General features: G+C 54.3%; 24 protein-coding genes. 8 read left to right on the top strand and 16 right to left on the bottom strand.

Annotated elements, in window-relative coordinates:
* Positions 1 to 3 precede the first annotated feature (3 nt).
* The 8 genes from tssB to JKP81_RS04190 form a co-directional block, all read right to left on the bottom strand.
* Positions 4 to 528, bottom strand: a complete 525-nt coding sequence (gene tssB, locus JKP81_RS04225; protein ID WP_016495653.1) for a type VI secretion system contractile sheath small subunit — start codon at positions 526 to 528, stop codon at positions 4 to 6.
* 74 nt (positions 529 to 602) lie between these two features.
* Entirely contained in the window at positions 603 to 1,616 is a 1,014-nt protein-coding gene (gene tssA / locus JKP81_RS04220) for a type VI secretion system protein TssA (RefSeq protein WP_200550694.1), read from the bottom strand.
* Positions 1,617 to 1,627: 11 nt separating this feature from the next.
* Entirely contained in the window at positions 1,628 to 2,338 is a 711-nt protein-coding gene (tagF, locus tag JKP81_RS04215; protein WP_017457013.1) for a type VI secretion system-associated protein TagF, read from the bottom strand.
* Positions 2,339 to 2,356: 18 nt separating this feature from the next.
* Positions 2,357 to 5,965 (bottom strand): type VI secretion system membrane subunit TssM, encoded by a 3,609-nt coding sequence (gene tssM / locus JKP81_RS04210; RefSeq protein ID WP_200550693.1) that lies wholly within the window; start codon positions 5,963 to 5,965, stop codon positions 2,357 to 2,359.
* 3 nt (positions 5,966 to 5,968) lie between these two features.
* The gene (locus JKP81_RS04205; RefSeq protein WP_097405798.1) at positions 5,969 to 7,207 is read right to left on the bottom strand and encodes a DotU family type VI secretion system protein; all 1,239 of its coding nucleotides are present in this window, start codon (positions 7,205 to 7,207) and stop codon (positions 5,969 to 5,971) included.
* A 17-nt stretch (positions 7,208 to 7,224) separates the two neighbouring features.
* Positions 7,225 to 8,568 carry a type VI secretion system baseplate subunit TssK gene (gene tssK, locus JKP81_RS04200; protein WP_200550692.1) on the bottom strand — a complete coding sequence of 448 codons (1,344 nt, stop codon included), beginning with the start codon at positions 8,566 to 8,568 and terminating at the stop codon, positions 7,225 to 7,227.
* A gap of 24 nt (positions 8,569 to 8,592) precedes the next feature.
* Entirely contained in the window at positions 8,593 to 9,099 is a 507-nt protein-coding gene (tssJ, locus tag JKP81_RS04195) for a type VI secretion system lipoprotein TssJ (protein ID WP_016495647.1), read from the bottom strand.
* Between the two features lie 23 nt (positions 9,100 to 9,122).
* A complete protein-coding gene (locus JKP81_RS04190) occupies positions 9,123 to 9,614 on the bottom strand; it encodes a hypothetical protein (RefSeq protein ID WP_017457009.1) in 492 nt (163 codons plus the stop codon).
* A gap of 985 nt (positions 9,615 to 10,599) precedes the next feature.
* Here JKP81_RS04190 and JKP81_RS04185 point away from each other — a divergent pair.
* Complete coding sequence (locus JKP81_RS04185; RefSeq protein WP_200550691.1) at positions 10,600 to 12,321, top strand: alpha,alpha-trehalase; 1,722 nt, start codon at positions 10,600 to 10,602, stop codon at positions 12,319 to 12,321.
* Between the two features lie 70 nt (positions 12,322 to 12,391).
* Here JKP81_RS04185 and JKP81_RS04180 read toward each other — a convergent pair whose 3' ends face one another.
* Complete coding sequence (locus JKP81_RS04180) at positions 12,392 to 12,646, bottom strand: GlsB/YeaQ/YmgE family stress response membrane protein (RefSeq protein ID WP_017457007.1); 255 nt, start codon at positions 12,644 to 12,646, stop codon at positions 12,392 to 12,394.
* A gap of 210 nt (positions 12,647 to 12,856) precedes the next feature.
* Here JKP81_RS04180 and JKP81_RS04175 point away from each other — a divergent pair, with 210 nt between their 5' ends.
* Positions 12,857 to 13,588 carry a flagellar brake protein gene (locus JKP81_RS04175; RefSeq protein ID WP_200550690.1) on the top strand — a complete coding sequence of 244 codons (732 nt, stop codon included), beginning with the start codon at positions 12,857 to 12,859 and terminating at the stop codon, positions 13,586 to 13,588.
* Here the strand turns inward: JKP81_RS04175 and emtA are convergent, their stop codons facing one another.
* Positions 13,589 to 14,200, bottom strand: a complete 612-nt coding sequence (gene emtA, locus JKP81_RS04170) for a membrane-bound lytic murein transglycosylase EmtA (protein ID WP_017457005.1) — start codon at positions 14,198 to 14,200, stop codon at positions 13,589 to 13,591.
* 100 nt (positions 14,201 to 14,300) lie between these two features.
* Between emtA and ldcA the strand changes: the two genes are divergently transcribed.
* Both ldcA and JKP81_RS04160 read left to right on the top strand, forming a co-directional pair.
* Complete coding sequence (gene ldcA / locus JKP81_RS04165) at positions 14,301 to 15,212, top strand: muramoyltetrapeptide carboxypeptidase (RefSeq protein ID WP_200550689.1); 912 nt, start codon at positions 14,301 to 14,303, stop codon at positions 15,210 to 15,212.
* Between the two features lie 123 nt (positions 15,213 to 15,335).
* On the top strand, positions 15,336 to 17,069 hold the full coding sequence (locus tag JKP81_RS04160) for a potassium/proton antiporter (protein WP_200550688.1): 1,734 nt from the start codon (positions 15,336 to 15,338) through the stop codon (positions 17,067 to 17,069).
* A 15-nt stretch (positions 17,070 to 17,084) separates the two neighbouring features.
* Here the strand turns inward: JKP81_RS04160 and dadX are convergent, their stop codons facing one another.
* Both dadX and JKP81_RS04150 read right to left on the bottom strand, forming a co-directional pair.
* Positions 17,085 to 18,155 (bottom strand): catabolic alanine racemase DadX, encoded by a 1,071-nt coding sequence (gene dadX / locus JKP81_RS04155; RefSeq protein WP_200550687.1) that lies wholly within the window; start codon positions 18,153 to 18,155, stop codon positions 17,085 to 17,087.
* Positions 18,156 to 18,173: 18 nt separating this feature from the next.
* Complete coding sequence (locus JKP81_RS04150) at positions 18,174 to 19,514, bottom strand: D-amino acid dehydrogenase (protein ID WP_370568848.1); 1,341 nt, start codon at positions 19,512 to 19,514, stop codon at positions 18,174 to 18,176.
* 277 nt (positions 19,515 to 19,791) lie between these two features.
* Between JKP81_RS04150 and JKP81_RS04145 the strand changes: the two genes are divergently transcribed.
* Positions 19,792 to 21,324: a SpoVR family protein gene (locus tag JKP81_RS04145; RefSeq protein ID WP_200550685.1), complete on the top strand. Its 1,533-nt coding sequence runs from the start codon at positions 19,792 to 19,794 to the stop codon at positions 21,322 to 21,324.
* A 33-nt stretch (positions 21,325 to 21,357) separates the two neighbouring features.
* On the opposite strand, the gene fadR is transcribed toward JKP81_RS04145, so the two are convergent.
* Positions 21,358 to 22,077, bottom strand: a complete 720-nt coding sequence (gene fadR / locus JKP81_RS04140; RefSeq protein WP_200550684.1) for a fatty acid metabolism transcriptional regulator FadR — start codon at positions 22,075 to 22,077, stop codon at positions 21,358 to 21,360.
* Between the two features lie 332 nt (positions 22,078 to 22,409).
* Here fadR and dsbB point away from each other — a divergent pair, with 332 nt between their 5' ends.
* The gene (dsbB, locus tag JKP81_RS04135; RefSeq protein WP_200550683.1) at positions 22,410 to 22,940 is read left to right on the top strand and encodes a disulfide bond formation protein DsbB; all 531 of its coding nucleotides are present in this window, start codon (positions 22,410 to 22,412) and stop codon (positions 22,938 to 22,940) included.
* A 92-nt stretch (positions 22,941 to 23,032) separates the two neighbouring features.
* Entirely contained in the window at positions 23,033 to 23,332 is a 300-nt protein-coding gene (locus JKP81_RS04130; RefSeq protein ID WP_200550682.1) for a hypothetical protein, read from the top strand.
* Here JKP81_RS04130 and JKP81_RS04125 read toward each other — a convergent pair.
* The 3 genes from JKP81_RS04125 to JKP81_RS04115 form a co-directional block, all read right to left on the bottom strand.
* Positions 23,307 to 23,753 (bottom strand): YcgN family cysteine cluster protein, encoded by a 447-nt coding sequence (locus JKP81_RS04125; protein ID WP_017456995.1) that lies wholly within the window; start codon positions 23,751 to 23,753, stop codon positions 23,307 to 23,309. The genes JKP81_RS04130 and JKP81_RS04125 overlap by 26 nt on opposite strands.
* Positions 23,754 to 23,845: 92 nt before the next feature.
* Positions 23,846 to 24,505 carry a fumarylacetoacetate hydrolase family protein gene (locus JKP81_RS04120; protein WP_200550681.1) on the bottom strand — a complete coding sequence of 220 codons (660 nt, stop codon included), beginning with the start codon at positions 24,503 to 24,505 and terminating at the stop codon, positions 23,846 to 23,848.
* A 146-nt stretch (positions 24,506 to 24,651) separates the two neighbouring features.
* On the bottom strand, positions 24,652 to 24,927 hold the full coding sequence (locus tag JKP81_RS04115; protein WP_200550680.1) for a YcgL domain-containing protein: 276 nt from the start codon (positions 24,925 to 24,927) through the stop codon (positions 24,652 to 24,654).
* 122 nt (positions 24,928 to 25,049) lie between these two features.
* Between JKP81_RS04115 and minC the strand changes: the two genes are divergently transcribed.
* Entirely contained in the window at positions 25,050 to 25,742 is a 693-nt protein-coding gene (minC, locus tag JKP81_RS04110) for a septum site-determining protein MinC (RefSeq protein ID WP_017456992.1), read from the top strand.
* Position 25,743: the final 1 nt, after the last annotated feature.

The following is a 25,743-nucleotide window of genomic DNA, read 5'->3' as shown; positions in this document are numbered from 1 at the left end:
GGTTTACTCCTCTTTACCTTGCGCACTGTCTTCACTGTTCGGTAACTGGCTGAGCGATTTCAGCAGGGTTGGATCCTGCAACACTTTGGCAATCAGCTCTTCCGCGCCGTTTTTGCCGTCCATATAGGTCAGCAGGTTGGAGAGCTGCGTGCGCGCTTCCAGCAGTTTGTTCAGCGGCTCAACTTTGCGTGCCACCGCATCTGGCAGGAAGTCATCCATGCTGTCGAAAGTTAAATCGACGTTCAGACGGCCTTCGCCGGTCAGCGTGTTGTCGACGTTGAACGCCACACGCGGTTTCAGCGCTTTCATGCGTTCGTCGAAGTTGTCGACGTCGATTTCGAGGAATTTACGATCCTCAATAGAGGGTAAGTTCTCCACCGGTTTCCCTACCAGATCCGCCATTACGCCCATCACAAACGGAAGCTGGATTTTGCGCTCCGCGCCGTACACTTCCACGTCGTACTCAATCTGTACGCGGGGGGCACGGTTGCGGGCGATAAATTTCTGACCACTGTTACTTATTGCCATGATGTTCTCCATCGAATATGCGCGGTGAAGGTTTGACGACCGGCAACGCGCCTGCCGTCATAACTCGGTACGCGTCAGTCCTGACGCCCAAAGATGTTTTGCAGTTGATTCACGCCATCGGGCGCCAGATCGCGAATAATCTCCATAAAGTCCAGTTCGATTAGCCGCTGCACGCGGTCAATCATCAACGGCGCGGGGTGGCTCGGCTCGTGCTGGGTGAAGTATTGCTTCACTTTTTCCAGCATCAGTTGCGCATCGGCGCGCGTGGTGACCTGCGCGGTTCGCCAGTCGGTATGCGCCGGAAGCGATGTCGCGACGACCGGTTGCGGTGCGCTATCCGCAGGCGCCGTTTGTTCTGTCGCCTGTTGCTCTTCCGTGCGGTTAGCGCGGCTGACACCGGCAATTAACCCGACCGTTTTGAGTAACTGTTCCATTTCCGGCACCCCGCTTTCGCCCAGTTGTTCGAGCAACCATGTACGGATCGTTTGCAGACGCCCTTCGATTTGGCAGATAGCCTCAATGCCAGGCTGTCCGCCGCGCGTGAGTTCATCGATCAGACGCACCCGGCCGCCGGGGTAGCCTGCACATTCCGTTTTGCTGCCGTCAAGCAATGCCTGCGCGTCGCGCACGTTTAGCTCATCGCCGTTGCTGCGCAGCAGCGTCGCCTGGCGCAGCGTGGTGGTCAGCGCAGATTTATCGCTTAACCCCGCCAGCGCATTAATGCGATAAAACGGGTCGAATTCACCACCGTCGGTCAGCGAAGGCCAGAGTTGATCCCAGTACAGCGCCAGCGCCTGACCTAACAGCATTAAACCATCAGCATAGCCTTCCAGCCCGCGACGTCGAGTCCACGCATGGGTTAACGCCATCATCACGCGGATATCTTTGGTACGCGCCAGAAGCCCGGTGGCCAGTTTTTCCACCCGCGTCCAGTCTGCCGGTTCGGCGGGAATAATGGTGCTGCCAAACTGCTGCTCGGCTTTGCCGAGACTCGCCTGCTCCATCGCCTGGAAATCGGCGTCGTACTCCAGATTCTCACCGCACGGTTGCTCCGGGCTGACCGGAGCGAGTAACGATTCTATAGTCATCCGCAACCTGCTTATTCTTCAAACATCGGTGGGTAGAGGCCGTGGCGACCAGGTCTTGCGCCACCCGCCGGCTCAAATAACAGCGTGAATAACTGGCCGGTAAAATTGCCGCTGTGCACATGAGTGTAAAGCGGGTAGCCATCGCTGCGGTTGGTCCACCAGAAACTTATCTGGCGCAGCGGATCAAAACATTCGGCGGCCTGTCGCCAGCCGATGGTGGATTCGCCGTCGCCGTCATAACCAATCACATCCAGAATTTCCGAGCGCGTTTCCGGTTCCACCAGTTGCACGGGTGGAATGGAGAGCAGCGCCTGGTCGAGCTGTTCGGGTGAAAAACCATTACGCACGGCGTGCAGCATGGTGCGCCCGAGTTGTTCATACCAGTCGCCCGCTTTCGCTAAATGGCGCGGCGACCACTCCAGCGGGTTAATCGCCATCAACGCACACAGTGGATACTGGCGACCAACGCTGTCGCGCCCTGGCAGCAGACAGCCCATTTGCACCTGCTGCCCGCCGAGCATCGGCGGCACAACGAAATTCCAGATTGGCGCATTGCTGAACTGCCGGTCACTTGTGCGCTGTTCTTCTTTCTGCCAGTTCATCAACCCCACCTGAAACCAGTGGGACCACTGACGCTGAAGCGCATCAGGAAAGCGGCGTTGTAAAAAATCGCCCGCACTGGGCAGTTTGCCATACCAGCTAATTGCAGAAGTCGTAGTCATTAGGCGTTCCTTTGCAGTTCAAGGACATGCGAAACGTGGAAGCTGGAACGGGTTGCGGATGCTGTTCGGCGCGAATTCCAGCGTCACCTGATGTCCGTCAACCGTGAATGTCGCCTGGCGGCTCAGGCTGCTGCTGCCGGGGCTGACGCGCGCTTTATCGAAAAAGCGGTTCAGCGCCCAGGCGCCGTTGGTCACAAGCGTAGCGGTTGTGCCATTGGCCAGCCCTAACTGCATACGCACCTGGTTGGTGCCGCCGGAACCCGGCCAGCTAACGATTTGCACCGCCTGCGGGCCGTGGCTGTAGCGAAGGATTTGTCCGTCCACATCCAGCGTCATATTCAGGATGGTGTTATCCATGCGCACCGTACGCACCGTGGTGCGAAATGACGGTGTTGCGCTGCCGTTGGCAAAGAACGCGTCACGAATTGATTGCGCTTGCTGAAACGGCACCAGCACACCTTCGCTACCCGGCAAGGTTTTGCCATCGATGCCCGGCATAAAACGCCATGTTGCCTGGGTGGTATCGACTTTGTTGGTCAGGTTGTCGCGAAAAAAGACATCCATCAGACCGGTACCAGGAGCAAACATGCGCGCCAGATCGTCCGGGGTAACTTCGCTGCTGGCGGAACGCACTAACGGGTAACGTCCGGCAATCGCCTGGCGGCAAAAGCTGCCCACTTCAACGCTGATGCGCTTGCGCACGTTTTCCATATCCCGGCGCTGGGTATCACTGCTCGCGCCAACCGCCATATTGCTGAACATGGTTTGCAGCCCGCCGGGTAAACGCCCGGCGCTGGCCTGCAAACGGCTAATCACTTCACCGCCCGGCGGTGGCATTCCGCTGTTGGCGGCATCCTGCACGGCGGTCAGGTAACGATAAAGCTCATCAACCTGCTTTAGAAAATCATCAAACACGATGGTCTTGCCGCCCTTTTCCAGCGGCTGCGCCAGTTCGATGATCGGCGCGAAATGTTCGGTGACACGCTGTTCCGGCGTCTGGCTGGCGGCGTTTGCCGTGGCTGACGCGTTGTCATGGTTGCTGAACAGCGTTTCGAGCATTTGCGTGCCACGGTTGCTGCTCTCCGGCGCTTTCTCTTTGCCATCGCCTACGTCATCGCGGCTGAGTTTCAACTGCTGGCTGAGGTTGATAACCAGCCGGCGCAGCGGCGAGTTGTTCCCGGAAAGCAGACGCGCGGTGTTGATGCGCTGGTTCAGATCCGCGCTGTTGTTAAGCTGGATGTCGCTTAAGAAGTTATCCCAGATGGCGATAAAATCACGCGCATACAGCTGGCGTACTGCGTTATCGGTCTGCTGTTTGTCTTCCGCTTGCGTGGTGGAACCGAGCACCCAGACATCATCTTCATGCAGCGAAGCGGTTACCGGGGCGATTTGCGCATTGAAACTGTTCCAGTAACCATCCGGGGTATACAACCCCGGCAGCCCCTCACCGACCGGTTTGCCGCTTTTGCGGGAAAAAACCAGTTCGCTCTGCGGGCCGCCTAGCGACGCCAGCGACACCTGTTTCAGGTTTTCATCGCGCTCCAGCAGGCGTTTCAGCCGCCCGTAAACGCGGGTGGAGAGCGGTTGCTGGTTGATCAATGCCTGTTCGCGGCTAATCAGCGCCTCGTCTTTGGCATACGGCGACGACTGAATTTGCGGCTCCAGCAGTTGCGTCAGATGCCACTCAAGCTGGCTTAGCTGGGCTTTGGTGACGTTCTGCGGCAGGTTACGTTGCAGATTGAGCATCACCCATGAGTGCAGGAACTTACCGTCGTAATGCTTCGGCTGATACAGCATCTGATAGGCTTTCAGCGCTTCATAGCTGTATTCCACATCGCTGCCGTTGTCGTTACGCAGCCAGGTGGTGATGCGCATCGCCACTTCCGGCAGCAGCATTTGTTGCAGCGCTTTCTGGTACAGGGTTTGCGAGGCATCCGCCACATCATTGCCGCGATACAGCCCCATACGGCGGGTGATCGGCGGGTTATTGACGTCAAACTTCTCGCTTTCCGGCAGTGCAGAGAGGCCATTAAGCAGCGGCAGCAAGGCAAAGAGATCGCCCTGTTGGCGGTTACGCAGCGCTTTGATTTGCTGGTCAAGCGCCGGTACTTTGGCCTGCACTTCATCCAGATAATCACGGTTGTTGCCGTAGCTGGTAAACCACAAGGCGCTGATAATAATCAGCAGCGCCAGCAGCGCCGCATAACCGGACCAGATCACCGCCCGGCTGCGCAGTTCCCACCAGCGGTTTTGCCCGGCGATACCGGCTTCCTGGAAGATAACGTTTTGCAGCAGATGCTTGATAAAGAAGCTCTGCCCTTTCCCGCCCGGCACCGGCTCCTCTTTGCTGACCGAATCCCAGTTATCGCCTGATTTGCCCTGCGGCAGCGACAACGCGCGGTTAAGCTCGCCCATCACGCGGTCAAACGGCAGGCCTTCTTGCGTACCGCTGGCAAAATAGATACCGCGCGGAGAGAACTCGGTTTCAAAGTTGGAGCGGGCGAAAATGGTGTTCAGATAGTCTGCCAGCAACGGGCGCAGCGCGGCGAACTCCTGCGGGAACAGGAAACATTCCGCGCGGGCTTGCGCATCGCTTTCACGCAGCAGCGTATCCGGCAGGGCCGCGTCCAGGCGCTGTTGCAGCAGCGCGAATTCCTGAATAAAACTGCCCTGCAGGTCAAAATCCGCCAGTTTGGCTTTTTCCCACGGGAAGGTGAAACCCCAGATTTGATCGCGCTGCGCTTTATCAAAGCCGGCAAAGTACGCGCGAAAACCTTTAAGCAAGTCCGCCTTGGTTACCAGCACATACACCGGGAAACGGATCCCCAGTTGTTCATGCAACTCGGTCAAACGCTGGCGCAGGTTGAGCGCCTGTTCGCGCGAGGCCTCGGCTGACTGGGTGAGCAGATCGGCAATGCTGACTGTCACAATCACGCCGTTGATCGGCTGGCGACGGCGATACTTTTGCAGCAGGCCAAGAAATTTCAGCCATTCGCTCGCATCCTGAACCTGCTCACTCTCCTGCGTGGTGTAACGCCCGGCGGTATCAAGCAGCACCGCTTCGTTGGTAAACCACCAGTCACAGTTACGCGTACCACCAATACCGCGCAGCGCGGTTTTACCGAAGCGATCGGCCAGCGGGAATTGCAGGCCGGAGTTCACCAGCGCAGTGGTTTTACCGGAACCCGGCGCGCCGATAATCACATACCACGGCAGTTGATACAGATACTGGGTGCTGAAGCGCTGCGCCCACTGTCCGCGTTGACCGGGCTGGTTAAAGTGCGCTTTTTTCAGTACCTGCGCGGCTTCTTCGAAACGCTCGTTCAGCACCTGATCTTCATTATTGAGGCGTTTGCGCTCAACCGGATCTTTCGCCTCTTCGCTTTTCAGGTTATCCATCAGCTTGCGGTTGAGCCAGGCGTTGTAGAGACGCGGCACAATGTGGCTGTGAACCCAAATCAGGTACATCACCGCAATGGTTATCATGCGGTTTTGCTCAGACTCAAGCGGGCGGGAGTCCACGACGGAGAGCAGCGGGCCAATCATCCAGATAACTGCGGCCAGCCCCGTTACGCCAAGGAAACCCCACAAAATGCGGTTGGTCAGCAATGAAAGCAACATATTCATCCTTTAGTTTCCTTGCGGCAATCCGTTCAGCTCGGCGGCCGTATTTCCCGGCGACACCAGCAAAGTAATCTCTACGCGACGGTTACGGGCGCGGTTTTCAGCCGAGTTGTTTGGTGCTATCGGGTTCATCTCCCCTCGCCCTTCCGCTTTCACACGCGCCGGTTGCGACAGGTGTTTTTGCAGCAGCGACTGCACAGAACGCGCGCGCTCAAGCGACAACTCGTAATTCGAGGCGAAACGCGCACTGCGGATCGGCACGTTGTCACTAAAACCCACCACCAGAATTTTGCCGCTCACGTTGTTCATCGCCTGCGCAACACGGTCGATAACCGGTTCGTAGCTCTCGCGTGCCACCGTCGATCCCGAGGCAAACAGGCCATCGCCTTTGAGCGTTACCACGCTGCGATCGGCTTCATCGCGCACCGCCACCAGGCCTGCCTGAATTTCCGGGCGCAGAAACGCGCGCAGGTTAAGCACCGGCTGCACGTTTTGTACCGGCTGCTCGATGGAGGCTTCCGGCAACTGGGTCTGGTAGATTTTCGCCAGCACCGGGTTGGTGCTGTCACCCAGACGCCAGTTGAGCACGATATAAAACAGACAGGCGAGAAAGCCCGCCAGCCCGACACACGCCCACAGCGGAATAACCGGACGCCACAATTTGCGCATGACCGGTTGATCTTCCGGATGCGGCGACAGCGGCGGCGGATAGTTGCCGCGCACTCCGCGAATCATCTGCCACAAGCGCTGCTTGATGGTTTCCAGCTGCGTGCGACCGTTGTCCATCACCCGGTACCGCCCTTCGAAACCGAGTAACAGGCAGAAGTTGATCAGCTCCAGCAGCGCGATATGCTCGCGCGGGTTTTGCGACAAGCGCGCCAGAAGCTGGAAGAATTTCTCCCCGCCCCAGGTCTCGTTGTGAAACGTCACCAGCAGACCGCTACCGGACCAGACGCCACGGCTGCCCCACGGTGTGAGCGCTGCCGCTTCATCCAGCGCGGTGCATAAACAGTAACGGGCGCCGACGATCACTTCGTAGGCCAGCCCGGATTGCTGGCAGCGCACTTCAAAACGGCGAATTTCATCAATCAGGTGCTGGCGCAGACCGCTTTGATCATCATGAGAAACGGAATAGCGGATCTGCGGTATCGCGTTAAGTAGCGGATTGGCGGCCGCGACCAAAGGATTGTTGCCACTTGCTCCTGCCAGAGCGGCATCGCTGCCGGAGGCTTGTTGTTCCTGCATATTGTGCGCTCGCTGTATTATTCAGTCGGGCTACGGATGGCCCAAAACTCCATATCAAGACCCGGGAATTCACCTGCCAGATGCAGTGCGAAAGCCCCCGATTTCTCCATTTCGTTCCACAGCTCGCCGCCCTTTTCCAGTTCGAAATAGTTGTAACCGGCATGCCACGGAATTTGCGGCGGCGCGACCGGCATGGTGCGCAACTTCATACCCGGCAGTTGCAACTGCACCAGGTCGCGGATTTTGGTCACCGGCGCGACTTTCATCTGGGCCGGGAAATGGGTTTGCAGGATCTCGCCTGGGACGCTGGCTTTCACTGCCAGCACGAAACCAAACTCGCGCGCCATGGTGGTGGTCGGCAAGGTGGCGATATTCAACCCGTGCGTACGTTCGGTGAGCGGCAGCTGGATGGCGTGTTCTTCCATCACCAGCGACAACCCGCTGCGCAGCATCAGTTGTAACTTGCCAAAACACCCGGCCAGATCGTCGTGGTCATAAACCGGCAGCGTCTCTTCCGGCGAGCGCGACGCGGTCCAGGTGGTCAGCTCGGTTGCGAACGCCAGCCAGCTGCGCCACAACTCTTCCGGGTGGATCATCGGCAGCGTTTTCAGATGCGAAACCTGGCCAACATGGTGGTTAATCAACGCCAGCAGCGTAAATTCAACCATTTCGGAGGTATTAAAACGCCCCGGCTGGCGCAGACGCTGGCCAATCTGCTGGCTACGCTGCATCAGCAAACTTTGCAGATCGTTGATAATGGCGTAAATCGCCGGGTTGTTAACCGCATTCAGCATCGGCGGAATATAACGGCTATCAATTCGAACGTGGTTATCGTTACGTTTTTCTACGACATGCGCGACACCGATCGCCGTCCACTCTGCCGAGAGATCTTTTTCCAGCATCAGCTTCAGACGCAGACGACCAAACTGCACCGCCGCCGGCCCTACGGACATGGCGTTATCGTCATCGACTTCGCTTTCCCAGGTGACATAACGCGCCAGCGAATCTTTCTCCTCGCTGAAGATCACCTCATCACGCCCGCCGCGACGGGCAGGCAGCGCCAGTACCACGCGCTCATTATTGATGTTGTCCGGGATAGCCAGCGGTGTGGGCGCCTGGCGAGCATCGTGGAATGAGAAGAACGTGCCATCCGGCAGTAAACCGCTGGCATAACTCAGGGCAATACAACCCTGGCGCAGCATGGCATCGTCGAGCTCGATATCAAGGTAGCCCCAAAGATACGGGCGCTGCAGTGTCCCCCACTCGCGAATATGGTGCTGCAGATAGCTTTCCGCACGCTGAAAGTGATGAGGGCGCAGAAACATACCTTCGGTCCACACGACCTTTTCTGCTTTGTTCATACGGTTTTCCTGTTAAGACTGGCGCTATTTGGAAATCACACGGATGCCATTGACGTCGAGAAAGATGTTAGCTTCCAGTTCGTCAGACGACGATTTCCAGAATTCGTAGAAGTGCGTCTCTCCCTGTACCGGGAGCGGTAAGGACATCCGCCATTTTTTGCCATCCAGCGCCTGATACTCCGCCATCACGCCAATGTAACGGGCGTCGGGCGCGCTTTTACCGCTCAGCGTTTTCGACAACTGGCCGGGCATCAGGAAAAATTCATCACTGTTGAGCAGGTTGGCGCCAAGTACGCTATCTGCGTTGTTTTGCAGCGACCAGAAATCGGCGGACATAAATGTCGCGTCCGATTTCAACAGCAACACCCTGACTTTAAGGGGAGCGGACTCATTGATTTGCGGATGAGCCCTGAATTGAAGGTTATAGCTGGTAGGTACGCTGTGTGAAGAGGAACCACAACCGCTGGCCAGGGTGGCCAGCACAAAGAAAAACACCAGGCTAATCTGGCGTACAACCGAATTATTATTCATACCAGGTACTCGTCACGACTGGATTAATTGATGATCCACGTTCCGGAGTTGGCGTTTTTGCAAGCCTTACCGCTGCCATCGACAGTCACGCAGGTCTGTTTTTTACGCACTACGCGGCGTTTATCATCGCGCAGGGTTTTTTCGTACAGCTCGCTTTTCACGACGGCACGCATCGGCACATAACCAATCAACTCTTCCTGACCTTCATCGGCCAGCGCCATCCAGAAGTGCTCAACCTGGCCCAGAACCACGTAGGTTTTACCGGCTTGCAGCTGGCGAATCACTTTGCCGCCGTAATCCGGGGTGCTCATCACCGACGCCGGGTAAAGCGCGCGATAGTCTTGTTTGATAGGCTGGAATTCCTTCGGCGGAATCACCGCGTAGCGGTGTGTCAGCGTGACACCGTTCACTTCGCTGGTGACGATGGTGTCATCGGTTGGGGCGGGCTTAGGTGGCGCTTTACAAGCCGAAACGCCAAAGACAAAAAGAAGAGCCAATACCATTCGCATGTTCATAACGTTTTTTTCCATTGCAAATATATTACTGTGTTGACCTGGAGCGTTTTGGAAAGGGTATTTAAATCGCTCTAAATGACGCAAATCCATGTCCAGTTAAACGCTCAGATAATGAATAAAAGGCATAGCTACCGCACGAGTCTGTCGCAGGGACAGGCCGCAATAATATTACTTTTCATTGACTATCGTGACACAATTTTACAGATCAGATTATTCAATTCAATATGATCTCCGACCTGTTGAAATACTATTATTTAATTTTTTTGCAAATTAGGACAATTCTCAAGAAAGAATTTCACTTTAGATGAAAATCCGTAAAGATGCCAACCACCACTTTTATAGTGGCGCGGAATATTTGCATAAATCACTGATAATTAATAGATATTATTGAGAGAAACGTAATAGCATATATTTTAAATTACGAGATAGGATGAATCCTAAAAACTAATTTAACGTGATAAACCCTACAATATTTAGTAGTGAAATTTCCTGAATAAAAGTACGGATTAACTCGAAAGGTAAGCAAATATGTTATTTACACGGCGATAGGCAAAATATATTGAACAAACATAGATTATTTCCATAGCAAGATAGTCAAGGATGTAACAGTCCCTGTGGGGAACATTCTTTACTTTCATATGAAATTTTTCCCTGCCTTAAATTATGTAGCAATACTTAATTCTCGTGAACGTACAATAAACGAAACCTTTCAGCAAAATTGACACAGCGCACTATTTACCCGCTGCGGGCTTTTAGCGAATAAATAAAAAGCACACTGGCGAACAAGTTTGGTGTCAGCGGGCATTATTCACTCGGGCATGGGTAGCATAAAAATCCGCCCCCTGCTCTGCCATCCAGACGGGGAAATTGTCTGGAATCGCGTAAAATGCCAAACGCGACACACGATTTGTTTCAGATTCGACTATGGTTTTGTGCAAGGTTTATTGCGGCAGCACCGCTGTGCACCCGCTAAGGAGAATAATCGATGACACGACCTGTTCTACACCGACCGCGCGCTCTGCTGCTGGTCATGCAAATCGCGTTAGGCGGCGCGTTACTCGCCACAGCTACTCACACTTTCGCCGCCGAGGCGCAAAATACGCTGCAGCCACCGGATATTCTGCTCGGTCCGCTCTTTAGTGATGTGCAAACCGCTAAGCTGTTTCGCGATCAAAAAACCTTTGCCGATGCCGTGCCGAAAGGCGACCCGCTGATGATCCTCGCGGATTACCGTATGCAGCGCATGCAAACCAGTTTCGATTTGCGCCACTTTGTGGATGTGAACTTTACGCTGCCCAAAGAGGGTGAAAAGTATGTTCCGCCTGAAGGGCAAAACCTGCGTGAACATATCGACGGGCTGTGGCCGGTGTTAACACGCACCACCGACAGCGCCGGGAAGTGGGATTCACTGCTGCCGCTGCCAAAACCCTATGTGGTGCCGGGTGGTCGTTTTCGCGAAGTCTATTACTGGGATAGCTATTTCACGATGCTCGGCCTTGCCGAGAGCGGTCACTGGGACAAGATTGAAGACATGGTCACCAACTTTGGTCATGAAATCGACACCTGGGGCCATATTCCTAACGGCAACCGCAGCTACTATCTGAGCCGCTCGCAGCCGCCCTTCTTCTCGTTGATGGTGGAATTGCTGGCGACGCACGACGGTGACGAAGCGCTGAAAACCTGGCTGCCGCAAATGGAAAAAGAGTACCAATACTGGATGGAAGGTGCAGATACGTTGCAGCCAGGTCAGGCCAATAAGCGCGTGGTTAAGCTCAGCGATGGCAGCGTTCTGAACCGCTACTGGGACGATCGCGATACGCCGCGCCCGGAGTCGTGGCTGGATGATGTGACAACGGCCAAAAACAACCCCAATCGCCCGGCAACCGAGATTTACCGCGATTTGCGTTCTGCCGCCGCGTCGGGCTGGGATTTTAGCTCCCGCTGGATGGACGATCCTAATCAGCTTGGCACCATTCGGACCACCAGCATTGTGCCGGTCGATCTGAACGCGCTGATGTTCAAGATGGAAAAAATGCTCGCCCGCAGTTATCAGGCAGCCGGCGATAGCGCAAAAGCAAGCCAGTACGATGCGCTGGCGAACGCGCGTCAGAAAGGTATTGAAGCCAATCTGTGGAATGAAAAAGAGGGCTGGTACGCGGATTACGATCTGAAGACGAAAAAGGTACGTAATCAGCTTACAGCCGCGGCGCTTTACCCGCTGTTTGTCAATGCTGCCGCCAAAGATCGCGCTGATAAAGTGGCCAGCGCGGCAAAAGAACGGTTGCTGAAACCGGGAGGGATCGCGACCACCACAGTCAACAGCGGCCAGCAATGGGATGCGCCGAACGGCTGGGCACCACTGCAATGGGTGGCAACAGCGGGTCTGCAAAATTACGATCAACAGAAACTGGCGATGGAAGTGAGCTGGCGTTTTCTGACCAATGTGCAGCACACCTACGATCGTGAGAAAAAACTGGTCGAGAAATATGATGTCAGCACCACCGGCACCGGTGGCGGCGGCGGTGAATATCCGCTGCAGGACGGTTTCGGCTGGACCAACGGTGTGACGCTGAAAATGCTCGACCTGATCTGTCCGAAAGAGAAACCGTGCGACAGCGTACCGCAAACGCAGCCGGCACAGCAGCCTGCCGCGAAGGTTGAACCGACGAGTCAGCCATCAAAACAGCAGCAAGCCGTCGCACAATAACACCCGCGCAGTAAAAAGCCGCAACACGATTGTTGCGGCTTTTTTGTCTCAAAAACGGAGGAACTGGCGGTTAACCTCGTCTGAACAGCCGGAATACGGCCAGCACGACAATCGCACCCAACACCGCGATCAGGAAACTGTGCCAGTTGAAGCCAGTAATATCTCCGCCATAACCAAATTGTGTCGCGAGCCAGCCGCCGACAACGGCCCCGACGATCCCAAGTATACAAGTCAGAATGAAACCGCCCCCATCCCGTCCAGGCATAATCAACTTAGCAATAACGCCAGCAATCAGGCCAAAAACGATCCACGCGAGAATGCCCATGTTTCTCTCTCCTTCTGTTAGTCTTGTTGACGCGCACATACCACTTCGGCGACGCGTTAGCTACAGTATAGTTGTCGGTCATAAAACATTTTCATCTCACAGACTTAATTCAAACGGATTACGAAAATAATTACGTTATTTGTATTAAGTTCTTGCTGAAAATGCCGATAAAGCAACGAAGGTGTGTCAGCCATCAAGGAGCCATTCGGCGTGAGCAATTACAGTGAGCAGTTCCTGAAACAAAATCCTCTGGCCGTGCTGGGCGTTTTACGCGACCTGCAAAAAAACCAGGTGCCCGTTTGCATCACCTGGGGCAGCGGCCAGTTCATCAGCAAGATACTGGAAGTGAATCCAGAAGAGCTGATCATGGATTTTGGTAGTCAGGAGTACGAGAACAACGCAGTACAGCGTGCCGGAAAGGTGACCGTGACCGCTGAAACACATGGCGCCAAAGTCGAATTCACGCTGACAAAGCTGTCTACCGGCGATTTTCAGGCTTTACCTGCTTTTATTACTCCGCTTCCGGAAACGCTGTGGTTTATTCAGCGCCGTGAATATTTCCGCATCAGCGCCCCGCTCCACCCGGCCTATTTTTGTAAGGCATTGATGCCGGATAAAAGCGAGATTCGCTTTCGTCTGTTCGACCTGTCATTAGGCGGCATGGGCGCACTGCTGGATGGCGAAGCGCCCACCACGTTGCAACCGGGTATGCGCTTTTCCAAAGTGGAACTGGATATGGCGTCGTGGGGGCAGTTCTATTTTGACGCGCAGTTGATTGCGATTGGCGAACGTAAAGTCGTTGATGGCAAGAATGAAACCATTGTTACGCCGCGCCTGAGCTTTCGCTTTTTGAATGTCAGCCCGGGCGTGGAGCGCGAGCTCCAGCGCATTATTTTTGCCCTGGAGCGCGAGGCGCGCGAACGCGCCAGCCGGGTACGCTAATTACATCGCATCCATCGCTTTTTGCACTTTCCAGATATAGCGCGGCGCCTGCGGCGCGGGGTGGTTTTCCGCCACATGCTTCATAAACGCGTCTGCGCTTAAATCATTTATCTCTTCTATGGCTTCGCTTCTGTCGGACGAGAATGTCCGCAGTAGCGCGCCTGCGCCATTCACATACGAGACCACCAGCGCGTACTGCATCACTTTCGGATCGCGAATGCCTGCCAGCGCCCCGTGCTCAAGAATACTCAAATAAGCCGCACCCATGGAGATGTTGCGCTCCGGGTTTTTGAGTTCGCTGGTGGACGGTTGTCCGCTCCAGCCCATATGGCGGTAAACTTCACGCCCGGCGGTGGAGGCTTTAAGCTGCATCAGACCAACGGCATTTGATTTGCTGACCAGATTCGGGTTACCGCCGGATTCCACGGCGATCATCGCGGTGATTAATTGCGGACTGACGCCCCAGGCCGCCCCCGCTTTTTCGGTGATGGGCATCCACTGCATTGCGCGTTTTACCGGCACTTCCGGGTTCCAGTCCGGGTTACGATAATCCTGCTTTGAACTACATCCGGCGAGCAGTACCACTAAAAAAGCAAACCATCTCAATTTCACGCAAGCTAATCCTTCTATAAGTGTCATCGGCTACGGATGACAACGACACAGGTTAGCGGCATGATAACTGTTTCCCTATAGATGTCAGCAAGGAATTGCCATGTCCACTTTCCACCTGATTGCCCCTTCCGGCTATTGCATTAACCAGCACGCAGCAGCGCTTGGCGTCGAACGTCTCACTTCGCAAGGCCATCAGGTTAGCAACCAGCAAGTCATTACCCGGCGTTTTGAGCGTTTCGCCGGGCATGACGAAGAGCGCCTCGCGGATATCAACGCGCTGGCGCAATTACCGGGCGAAAACATTATCGTGATGCCGGTGCGCGGCGGGTACGGTGCCGGCCGCCTGCTCGCTGATATCGACTGGCAGGCGCTGGTGGCGCGCCAGCAGCATCAACCGCTGCTGATTTGCGGTCATAGTGATTTCACCGCTATTCAACTTGGGTTGCTGGCACACGGGAAGGTCATCACCTTTAGCGGGCCAATGCTGGCGGGAAATTTCGGTGCAGAAACGCTGGATACCTTTACCGCAGATCACTTCTGGCGCGCTATCAGCAATGAAACCTTTACCATTGAGTGGGACGGTGAAGGCCCGCAGTGTGACGTGGCAGGCACCGTGTGGGGGGGAAATCTGGCGATGTTAACGTCGCTGATTGGTACGCCCTGGTTGCCTTCAATGCCCGGCGGCATTCTGGTAGTGGAAGACATTAATGAGCATCCCTATCGCGTGGAACGCATGCTGTTACAGTTGTTGCACTCAGGCATTCTGGCACAGCAGCGGGCGCTGATCCTCGGCAGTTTCTCGCTGGCGCAACCCAACGATTACGATGCGGGCTACAATCTTAATAAGATGATCGACTATCTGCGCGCGCAATTGACGATCCCGGTTGTAAGCGGGCTGGCGTTTGGTCATGAACCGCAGACCGTCACCCTGCCGCTTGGCGCGCATGCCCGGTTGCAACATGCTGATAAGACGCAACTGACCTTATCGGGTCATCCCACGATCTCAATGTAAAAAAAGCGCTTTATGCCCTTATTAAAACGTTGTTTCTGCCGTTATTATATAACGCACTAATAAACCCGGCCGGTTAATGCCGCCCGGGATCCCCCACGGTGAGGAATAAGGAGAAGCACACCATTGGACGCTGAGGCGATAATCAGTCTGTTTATTTTGGGTTCAGTTCTTGTAACCTGCAGTATTTTATTAAGTTCTTTCTCCTCCCGCCTTGGTATTCCCATTCTGGTTATTTTTCTGGCCATTGGTATGTTGGCCGGTGTTGACGGTATCGGCGGTATTCCGTTCGATAACTACCCGTTTGCTTACATGGTCAGTAACCTCGCGCTGGCGATCATTTTACTCGATGGTGGCATGCGTACCCGCGCCAGCTCGTTTCGCGTCGCACTTGGTCCCGCACTTTCCCTGGCGACCATTGGCGTGCTGGTCACTTCCGGCTTAACCGGCATGATGGCCGCCTGGCTGTTCAAGCTCAACATTATGGAAGGCTTTTTAATCGGTGCGATCGTTGGCTCGACCGATGCCGCAGCGGTGTTCTCGCTCCTCGGCGGTAAAGGGCTGAACGAACGCGTCGGCTCAACGCTGGAAATCGAATCCGGTAGCAACGATCCGATGGCGGTGTTCCTCACCATCACGCTGATTGAGATGATCCAGAAGCACACTGCCGATCTCGATATCATGTTCCTCGTGCATATTGTGCGTGAGTTTGGCCTCGGTGTTCTGCTCGGCGGTTTGGGCGGCTATCTGTTGCAGCAGATGATTAACCGCATCTCTCTGCCGCCGGGTCTTTACCCATTACTGGCTCTGAGCGGCGGGATTCTGGTTTTCGCCTTAACCACGGCCCTGCACGGGAGCGGCATTCTGGCGGTCTACCTGTGTGGTTTTGTGCTGGGTAACCGCCCTATCCGCAACCGTTACGGTATCCTGCAAAACTTTGATGGCCTGGCCTGGCTGGCGCAAATCGCCATGTTCCTGGTGCTGGGGCTGTTGGTTACGCCATCCGATTTATTGCCGATTGCGGTTTCTGCACTCATCCTCTCGGCATGGATGATTTTTGTTGCTCGTCCTCTGTCCGTGTTTGCCAGCCTGTTGCCGTTTCGCGGTTTTAACCTGCGTGAACGCATTTTTATCAGTTGGGTTGGCTTGCGCGGCGCGGTGCCGATTATTCTCGCTACCTTCCCAATGATGGCCGGGCTTGATCACGCGCGTTTATTCTTTAATGTCGCTTTCTTCGTGGTGTTAATCTCACTGCTTTTCCAGGGAACGTCACTCTCGTGGGCGGCGAAAAAAGCCAAAGTGGTTGTACCGCCGGTTGGCTGGCCGGTCTCCCGCGTCGGTCTGGATATTCACCCGGACAACCCGTTTGAGCAGTTTGTTTATCAACTCAGTGCGGATAAATGGTGCGTTGGTGCTGCGCTGCGCGATTTACATATGCCTGCAGATACGCGCATTGCCGCGCTGTTTCGTGACAATAGCCTTCTGCACCCCACCGGCAGTACCCGGCTGCGTGAAGGCGATGTGTTATGCGTGATTGGCCGTGAAAGCGATCTTCCCGCGCTCGGAAAACTGTTTAGCCAGTCTCCGCCGGTGGCGCTGGATCAGCGTTTCTTCGGTGATTTTATCCTTGAAGCCGATGCAAAATTTGCCGATGTGGCGCTGATTTATGGCCTGGAAGATGGGCTGGAGTATCGCGAAAGCCAGCAAACGCTGGGCGATATTGTACAGCAACTGCTGGGTGCCGCGCCGGTCGTGGGCGATCAGGTAGAGTTCGCCGGTATGATCTGGACGGTGGCGGAAAAAGCCGATAATGCAGTACTGAAAGTCGGCGTTCGCGTGGCAGAAGACGAGGCGGAATAACCGCCTCGTGTTAAGTTACACCGTCACAACAGGCACGCGCGGTGCCAGGGCGCACATTAATTCATACCCTACCGTTCCGGCCGCCGCCGCCACTTCATCGATTTTTATCTCGTTACCCCATAGCTCAACCGGCGTACCGATGCCGGCCTGCGGGCATGGGGTTAAATCTACCGTCAGCATATCCATTGAGATTGCGCCAACAATGCCGGTACGAATGCCATCCACCAGCACTGGCGTGCCGGATGGTGCGATGCGCGGGTAGCCGTCTGCATATCCGCAGGCGACAACACCAATGCGCTGCTCGGCCTGCGCGCGGTAACGACAACCGTACCCCACCGTCTCTCCGGCTTTTAGTGTCTGCACAGCAATAATTTCGCTGCTCAGCGTCATTACCGGGCGGATCCCGCTGTTGGCGACATCCTGCCACGAGCCCGATGGCGAAGCGCCATACAGCACCACACCGGGGCGCACCCAGTCAAAATGCGTTTCGGGGTGCCATAACGTGGCGGCGGAATTGGCCAGCGAGCGCGGCGCGTCAATCCCCTCCGCCGCCTGCTCAATGCGCGCCAGCGGCGCGGTGATACCGTCTGCCCGCTCCGCTTCGGCAAAATGAGACATCAGCGTCACGGTCGCCACGTTGGTTAAGGCATTGAGTTGCTGGTACACGGTATGAACACGTTCAGGCATAAAGCCGAGGCGGTTCATGCCGCTGTTGATCTTCAGATAAATATCGAGCGGCGCTTGCAGGCGTGCATCCTGCAAGGCTTTGATCTGCCAGTTGCTGTGCAGGCTGGTCGTCAGGCGATACTTGTCAAACAGCGGCAGTTCATCGGCATGGAAAAAACCTTCCAGCATCAGAATCGGCCCTTTCCAGCCGCGTTCGCGAAGCAAAATGGCCTCTTCAAGATTGAGCATCGCGAAGCCATCCGTACTGTTGAGCGCACGCCAGATACGATCCAGACCGTGACCATAGGCGTTCGCCTTCACAACTGACCAGACTTTTGCGGCAGGTGCCGCGCGGCGCACAACCTGTAAATTATTGCTCAGCGCCGTTAAATCAAGCGTGGCGAGAACCGGACGAGACATTCCTATTCCTTCTTCGAATCAGTTATGAGCACCGTGTAAATGCTGCGCGCGCACAGGGGTAAAGCCAGGCATATAGCGCGCCACGCTCAAATCATCAGCAGCAATCGCCGGGGTGCTGCCGGACATCAAATCGCTTAATAACTGGCCGGAACCGCAAGCCATCGTCCAGCCCAGAGTGCCGTGCCCGGTATTCAGCCACAGGTTTTTATAGGGTGTGCGCCCGACAACAGGTGTGCCGTCTGGCGTCATGGGGCGTAAGCCGGTCCAGAAGGTCGCTTGCTCGACAAACCCGCCACGCGGGAAAAGATCGCGCACCACCATCTCCAGCGTTTCACGGCGTGGTTTTAGCAGTTCCGTATTAAAGCCGACGATTTCCGCCATTCCGCCAACGCGAATACGCTGATCAAAGCGGGTAATGGCAATTTTGTAGGTTTCATCAAGGATCGTCGAAACCGGCGCGCCGTCTTCTTCGGCAATCGGGATCGTTAATGAATAACCTTTCAGCGGATACACCGGGATATCGACGATATTTTTCAGTAACCCGGTAGACCAGGAGCCAAACGCCATCACATACGCGTCGGCTTTGACCACTTCTTCTCCGCACTTCACACCGTAGATGTTCTCACCTTCGTACAGCAGGCGATCCACCGGCGTGTTAAAACGGAACTCCACGCCCGCCTGTGCCGCCATTTGCGCCAGTTGCTGGGTGAAAAGCTGGCAATCGCCGGTTTCATCATTTGGCAGACGCAAGCCGCCGGTCAGTTTATGTGCGACTTCCGCCAGCGCGGGTTCGACTTCTGCCAGCCGCGCAGACTCCAGGAGCTGATAAGGCACGCCGGCATCCTGCAACACGGCAATATCGCGCGTGGCGTTTTCATACTGCTCTGCGGTGCGAAAAAGCTGCAACGTGCCGCCTTGTCGCCCTTCATACTGAATGCCCGTGTTTTCACGCAACAGTTTCAGGCAATCACGACTGTATTCTGCCAGGCGCACCATGCGGCCTTTGTTTTCCATATAGTGGCGCGTGTCGCAGTTGCGCAGCATCTGCCACATCCATTTCAGTTGCGATGAGGTGCCGTCGAGGCTGATTGCAAGCGGCGCGTGGCGCTGGAACATCCATTTAATGGCTTTTAACGGCACACCAGGAGCCGCCCAGGGCGCGGCGTAGCCTGGTGAGATCTGCCCGGCGTTACCGGCGCTGGTTTCCTGCGCGGGACCCGACTGGCGATCAATCACCGTGACGTCATGTCCGGCCTGGCGTAAGTACCAGGCGCTGGTGACACCGACCACGCCACTTCCTAATACAACAACTCGCATATCCCTCTCCTGTGAGTAAAGCACGATCATCTGATTACAAATTGATAACCCAGATGAAAATATTATTCAACATATGGCTTTTTTATGGTGAGCTACCTCACAGCTTCGCCGTATGACAAGGGTTTCTGTTATTTAGCATCTCGTGCTGCGCGACTTTTCGCCGCAGCATAATATTTCGAAACACCTGGTATTTACGCCGTTGATATGATGAAAAATCGCGAAGAAAAATTTATGGCTCAAGTACAGATTTAATTGCGTGTTCTATGCTTGAAATGAGACGCTCCATACAGAGAGTGTCGTTAACAACGAGGGCGCGCTAATGGCTACGATTGACTCAATGAATAAGGATTCTATTCGTCTGAGCGATGGACCCGACTGGACTTTCGAACTGCTGGATGATTACCTGGCGGAGATTGACCGGGTGGCGAAACTTTATCGGCTGGATACCTATCCGCACCAAATCGAAGTGATCACTTCAGAACAGATGATGGACGCTTACTCCAGCGTCGGTATGCCGATCAATTACCCTCACTGGTCGTTCGGGAAGAAATTTATCGAAACCGAGCGGCTTTATAAGCATGGGCAACAGGGGCTGGCCTACGAGATAGTCATCAACTCTAATCCCTGCATCGCTTATCTGATGGAAGAGAACACCATTACCATGCAGGCGCTGGTGATGGCACACGCCTGTTACGGTCATAACTCTTTCTTTAAAAACAATTACTTATTCCGCAGCTGGACCGATGCCAGCTCGATTGTCGACTACCTTATTTTCGCGCGTAAATACATCACCGATTGTGAAGAGCGCTACGGTGTGGACGAAGTGGAAAAGTTACTCGACTCATGCCATGCGCTGATGAACTACGGCGTGGATCGTTATAAACGCCCGCAGAAAATCTCGTTGCAGGAGGAGAAAGCACGGCAGAGAAGTCGTGAAGAGTATCTGCAAAGCCAGGTGAATATGCTGTGGCGCACGCTGCCAAAACGCGAAGAAGAAATAACCATCGCGCAGGCGCGTCGCTATCCGGCGGAACCGCAGGAAAACTTGCTCTACTTTATGGAAAAAAATGCGCCGTTACTGGAGTCGTGGCAACGCGAGATCCTGCGCATTGTGCGTAAAGTGAGCCAGTATTTCTACCCGCAAAAACAGACGCAGGTGATGAACGAAGGCTGGGCGACATTCTGGCACTACACCATCCTTAACCACCTGTATGACGAAGGCAAAGTAACCGACCGCTTTATGCTGGAATTTTTGCACAGCCATACCAATGTGGTGTTCCAGCCGCCTTATAACAGCCCCTGGTACAGCGGCATTAACCCGTATGCACTCGGCTTTGCGATGTTCCAGGATATTAAGCGTATTTGCCAGTCGCCAACGGATGAAGACCGTTACTGGTTCCCGGATATTGCCGGTTCGGACTGGCTGGAAACGCTGCATTTCGCGATGCGCGATTTCAAAGATGAGAGCTTTATCAGCCAGTTTATGTCGCCGAAGATCATGCGTGATTTCCGCTTCTTCACCGTGCTGGATGATGACCGCAACAATTACCTTGAGATTGCCGCTATCCATAATGAAGAGGGTTATCGGGAGATCCGCTCGAAACTTTCCTCGCAATACAATCTCAGCAACCTTGAGCCCAACATCCAGGTGTGGAATGTCGATCTGCGCGGCGACCGTTCGCTGACGCTGCGCTATATTCCGCACAACCGCGCACCGCTCGATAAGGGTCGCCGCGAAGTGCTGAAACATGTGCACCGTTTGTGGGGTTTTGATGTGTTGCTGGAACAGCAAAACGAAGATGGCAGTGTGGAGTTACTGGAACGCTGTCCGTCCCGCCCCAACAGTCTGTAATGAAAAACCCCTCTGTTGAGGGGTTTTCTTTGCTTATCGGCTTTGTAAGGCTAAATCGCCCGGCATCGTTTTCTGCATCCGATGCCAGATCTCACCACTATCATGACCATAGCGGCGCACGACTTCGTAGACTTTGTCATGCTGCGCCTCTTCACACACCTGCGCCAGCTGGTGGTAGAAGCCAAGCGCCAGGCTGCGGGCTTCCGGGCTTGAGAAATAGTGGCGACCAATTCGTGTATATAACCCTTTCATACCGTTAAGGATCAAACCATAAATTGGGTTACCGGATGCAAAAGCCAGACCGCGGAAAATGTTGTAATCCAGGTCAGCAAAGGCATCGGCATGATCTTCAACTTCACGCGCGCTGGCCAGCACTTGCAGCGCATCTTCCGGATGCTGACGAAACGCGGTACGGATAAAAATCGTGGAAATGTTGGTACGCACTGAGAGCAGATTATCGATCAGTTGCGGGACACTTTCGTGATCCAGACGCGCCAGCGTTTCCAGAATATTCAGCCCGGAGGTTTCCCAGAAGTTGTTCACTTTTGTTGGTTTGCCGTGCTGAATTGTCAGCCAGCCATCACGGGCGAGGCGCTGTAAAACTTCACGCAATGTGGTACGAGTGACGCCAATCAGTTCAGAGAGTTCGCGTTCTGCCGGAAGAATCGACCCCGGAGGGAAGCGACTATTCCAGATACTTTCAATGATGTACTCTTCCGCGAAACCCGCCGGGCTCTGCGCCTTAATGACCATAGAGAGATTTCCATTACACAGCTAAGCAAAGGACACTCATCATACCAGACCGCACCCGGTGCAGGTAGCGTACCTCATGAAGAAAAAAGGGGATCGAGGATCCATTTTGGCGATTTAACAACGCTTATCCGTAAAAGCAGCAAGGCTTTCATCTGAAATTTTTGCGCCGCAGCGCGCAGGATATTTTGTTGTGGAAATAGCAGCATTTTGTTGCCGGGTTTGACTTTCCGCATGATAAACATTCGATTACGCATTATTTTTTTGTCCGCTAGTGGCCTGCGCAATGATTTCGTTTACACTGCTTTGTCTACGCATCTCCCAGGGAAATGATTATGTTGCGATATTTAAACGGGTGCTCACATGGGCGCGGCGCCTGGATTATGATGGCGCTAACAGCGTTTGCGCTGGAAATGGTCGCATTGTGGTTCCAGCATGTCATGCTGCTTAAACCTTGCGTCCTGTGCATTTATGAACGCAGCGCGCTTTTTGGCGTCATGGGCGCGGGTATAGTCGGGGCCATTGCGCCGAAAACGCCGTTACGTTATGTCGCTCTGGCTATCTGGATCTACAGCGCGTGGCGCGGCATCCAGTTGGCCTGGGAACACACCATGATCCAGTTACATCCCTCGCCGTTTATGACCTGCGATTTTGCCGCTCGTTTTCCGGGCTGGCTGCCGCTTGATAAGTGGCTGCCGCAGGTGTTTGTTGCGTCCGGCGACTGTGCCGAGCGCCAGTGGTCATTCCTGACGCTGGAAATGCCGCAGTGGTTACTGGGTATTTTTGTCGCTTATCTGGTTGTTGCGCTGCTGGTGCTGATTGCCCAGCCGTTCAAACCGAAAAAACGCGACCTGTTTGGTCGCTAACAGAGCGCTCCTTCGGGAGCGTTTTTTTTGGCTGATTCGGGTAAAGGCAACATTCGTAAAGTTGAATACCGGCAGGGAAAAGGACGATTCGGATGGCTGGCGTTATTGCACTTATTTACTTCGCATCAGGGACGGTCTTTTTTACGCGGAAGATTAGGCTGTTCGCCATTGTCTCTTCTTTTATTCTCTACATGGCCCTGCATACTGCTGCCGCAAGTGCGCTTCTTACCGGGCTGTTGCTGGCCTGTCTGCTCAGCACTTTCGTCATCTTGCTGACCCTAAAGCGCCCCCGCGACAAGAAAGCTGTTCTTCACTTTTCCCTGCCCTGCTGGTTACTGATTGTCTCGGTTATTTATGACGTTTTCGTTAGTCAGCCCATTCCGGCTTATTGAGGATATGCTCCTGCCAGTCGCGAACTTCTGACTCTTTCACCGCTATGTGGCGCACCGAAATACGCTCCGCATGCATGGCGGCTTTTGAGCCTGTGCGCAGCGGGTGCCATAACGGCAACGCTTTTCCTTCCGCCAGCAGACGATAAGCACAGCTTGGCGGCAGCCATTCAAACGTGGGGAGATTTTCACGGGTCAGCTTGATGCAGTCCGGCTCATACTCGAACCGACGTTCATAGTTGCGGCACTGGCAGGTTTTAATGTTTAACTGACGGCAGGCAACGTTGGTGAAATAGATTTCATCAGTGTCTTCATCCATCAACTTATGCAGGCAACACTGTCCGCAGCCGTCACACAGCGACTCCCACTCCGCGTCCGTCATTTGGTCGAGGGTTTTGCTTTGCCAGAAAGGGGTGTCGCTCATGATGAAATCCGCCGTTGAAATCCAGGGTGCACCTTATAACCAGTCTGGCATGCGGATGCAAGTTTTGCCGCCAGGAAAGGCGGCAAATTGCTTTAAAGTACGCGGGTCGTTAATGAAAGCCCGTCAAAACTGACTTCCAGCTCATCGCCACTGTTCAACGGCCCTACCCCTTCTGGCGTGCCGGTCAGAATGACATCGCCAGCTTTTAAGGTGAAGAAGCGGCTCATATAAGCAATCAGCGGAATAATTTTATGGATCATATCCGCCGTGGAGCCCTGCTGGCGCACTTCGCCGTTGATTTTCAGCCCAAGCGTGGTGTTTTGCGGATCGCTCTGGAATTCCGCCGCCGGGATAAACCCAGAGATCGGGCAGGAATTATCAAACCCTTTCGCTTTTTCCCATGGCTGCCCGGCTTTTTTCATTTTGCCTTGCAGATCGCGCAGCGTCAGATCGAGCGCGACACCATATCCGGCAATCGCTTTTTTGACATGCTCTTCCGTCGCCTGACGCAGCGTTGCGCCAATCAACACTGCAAGCTCAACTTCGTGGTGAACCGAACCAAAATCCTGCGGCAGCGCCAGCGGCTGGCGAATATCACACAGTGCAGTTTCAGGTTTGATAAACAGTACCGGCTCTTCCGGGGTAGCGCTCCCCATCTCTTTAATATGTTTCGCATAGTTGCTGCCAACGCAAACCACTTTACTCACCGGGAAATCCAGCAAAGCGCCCTGCCAGTTATGATGTTGATACATGGTGTACGACCTCCGGTAACACATTGAACATGAGCGAAAAATGACTATCCGCGCCACCCGGCGGTTTGTCAAATGCCAATATGTTACGGCGATACAATAGCCATAAATATGAAACGGCGGAGCGTTCCGCCGTTATTGCCACAGGATTATTCTTTACCCTGGTTGGCGAGATGTTGCTTCAATAAATTTTCTTGCGGCGGAGGAAGTTGCAAATAATAGCCCTGCGAAATTAAGGCCTCTTTTACTTTTTCTAAATCTGCACCGACTAATTTTTTACGGCCATCAAGCGGCAAAATGATTGCCAGCTGTGGCTGACCGAAACTTTGCATTAATGCTTCTGGCACGCGGGAAAAATCGTCTCTTTTTTCGACGTACAGATAAGTCTGATCGCGTCGGGCACTTCGGTAGATCACACAAAACATACTTTTACTCGGAATTATCGGGAGGTTACTTGCCTGAAAATAATAGTGACTATAACATGCCTGATAGTCTTCGGAATATCACTCAAGATACGGGTGATAATAGCAAAATGAGTAAGGTCAGGATGTCAAATACGCCCATCGAGCTAAAAGGCAGTAGTTTTACCTTATCAGTGGTTCATTTGCATGATGCAAAACCCGAGGTTATTCGTCAGGCGTTAGAAGACAAAATCGCTCAGGCTCCCGCTTTTTTGCTGCACGCTCCTATCGTTGTCAACGTTTCCGCGCTGGAAGGCGCTGTTAACTGGCCCGCGCTGTTGCAGGCTATCACCACAACGGATTTACATGTGGTTGGCATCAGCGGTTGCAAAGATCCAGAACTGAAGGCTGAAGTTGAACGCGCGGGTCTTCCGCTGTTGACGGAAGGAAAAGAGAAAGCACCGCGTAAAGAGCGCGCGCCTGAACCGACGCCGGTTGCGGCGCCGGTCACAAAAACACGCTTAATTGACGCGCCGGTGCGTTCCGGCCAGCGCATTTATGCGCCAAATTGTGATTTGATTGTCACCAGCCACGTTAGCGCAGGCGCGGAGCTTATCGCCGATGGCAACATTCATGTCTATGGCATGATGCGCGGTCGGGCGCTGGCCGGTGCCAGTGGTGATAAAGACGCCCAAATATTCTGTTCTCATCTCACGCCGGAGCTGGTCTCCATTGCGGGGGAATACTGGCTGAGCGATCAGATCCCGGCCGAATTTTATGGCAAAGCGGCGCGTTTGCAGTTGGCCAACGACGCTTTGACAATTCAACCCTTAAATTAAG

It is taken from the genome of Kosakonia sp. LAM2021 (genome assembly GCF_016620385.1).
GTDB classification, from domain to species: Bacteria; Pseudomonadota; Gammaproteobacteria; order Enterobacterales; family Enterobacteriaceae; genus Kosakonia; species Kosakonia sacchari.
The sequence above is the reverse complement of the archived record's forward strand: the minus strand, read 5'-3'. Positions and strand labels throughout refer to the sequence as shown.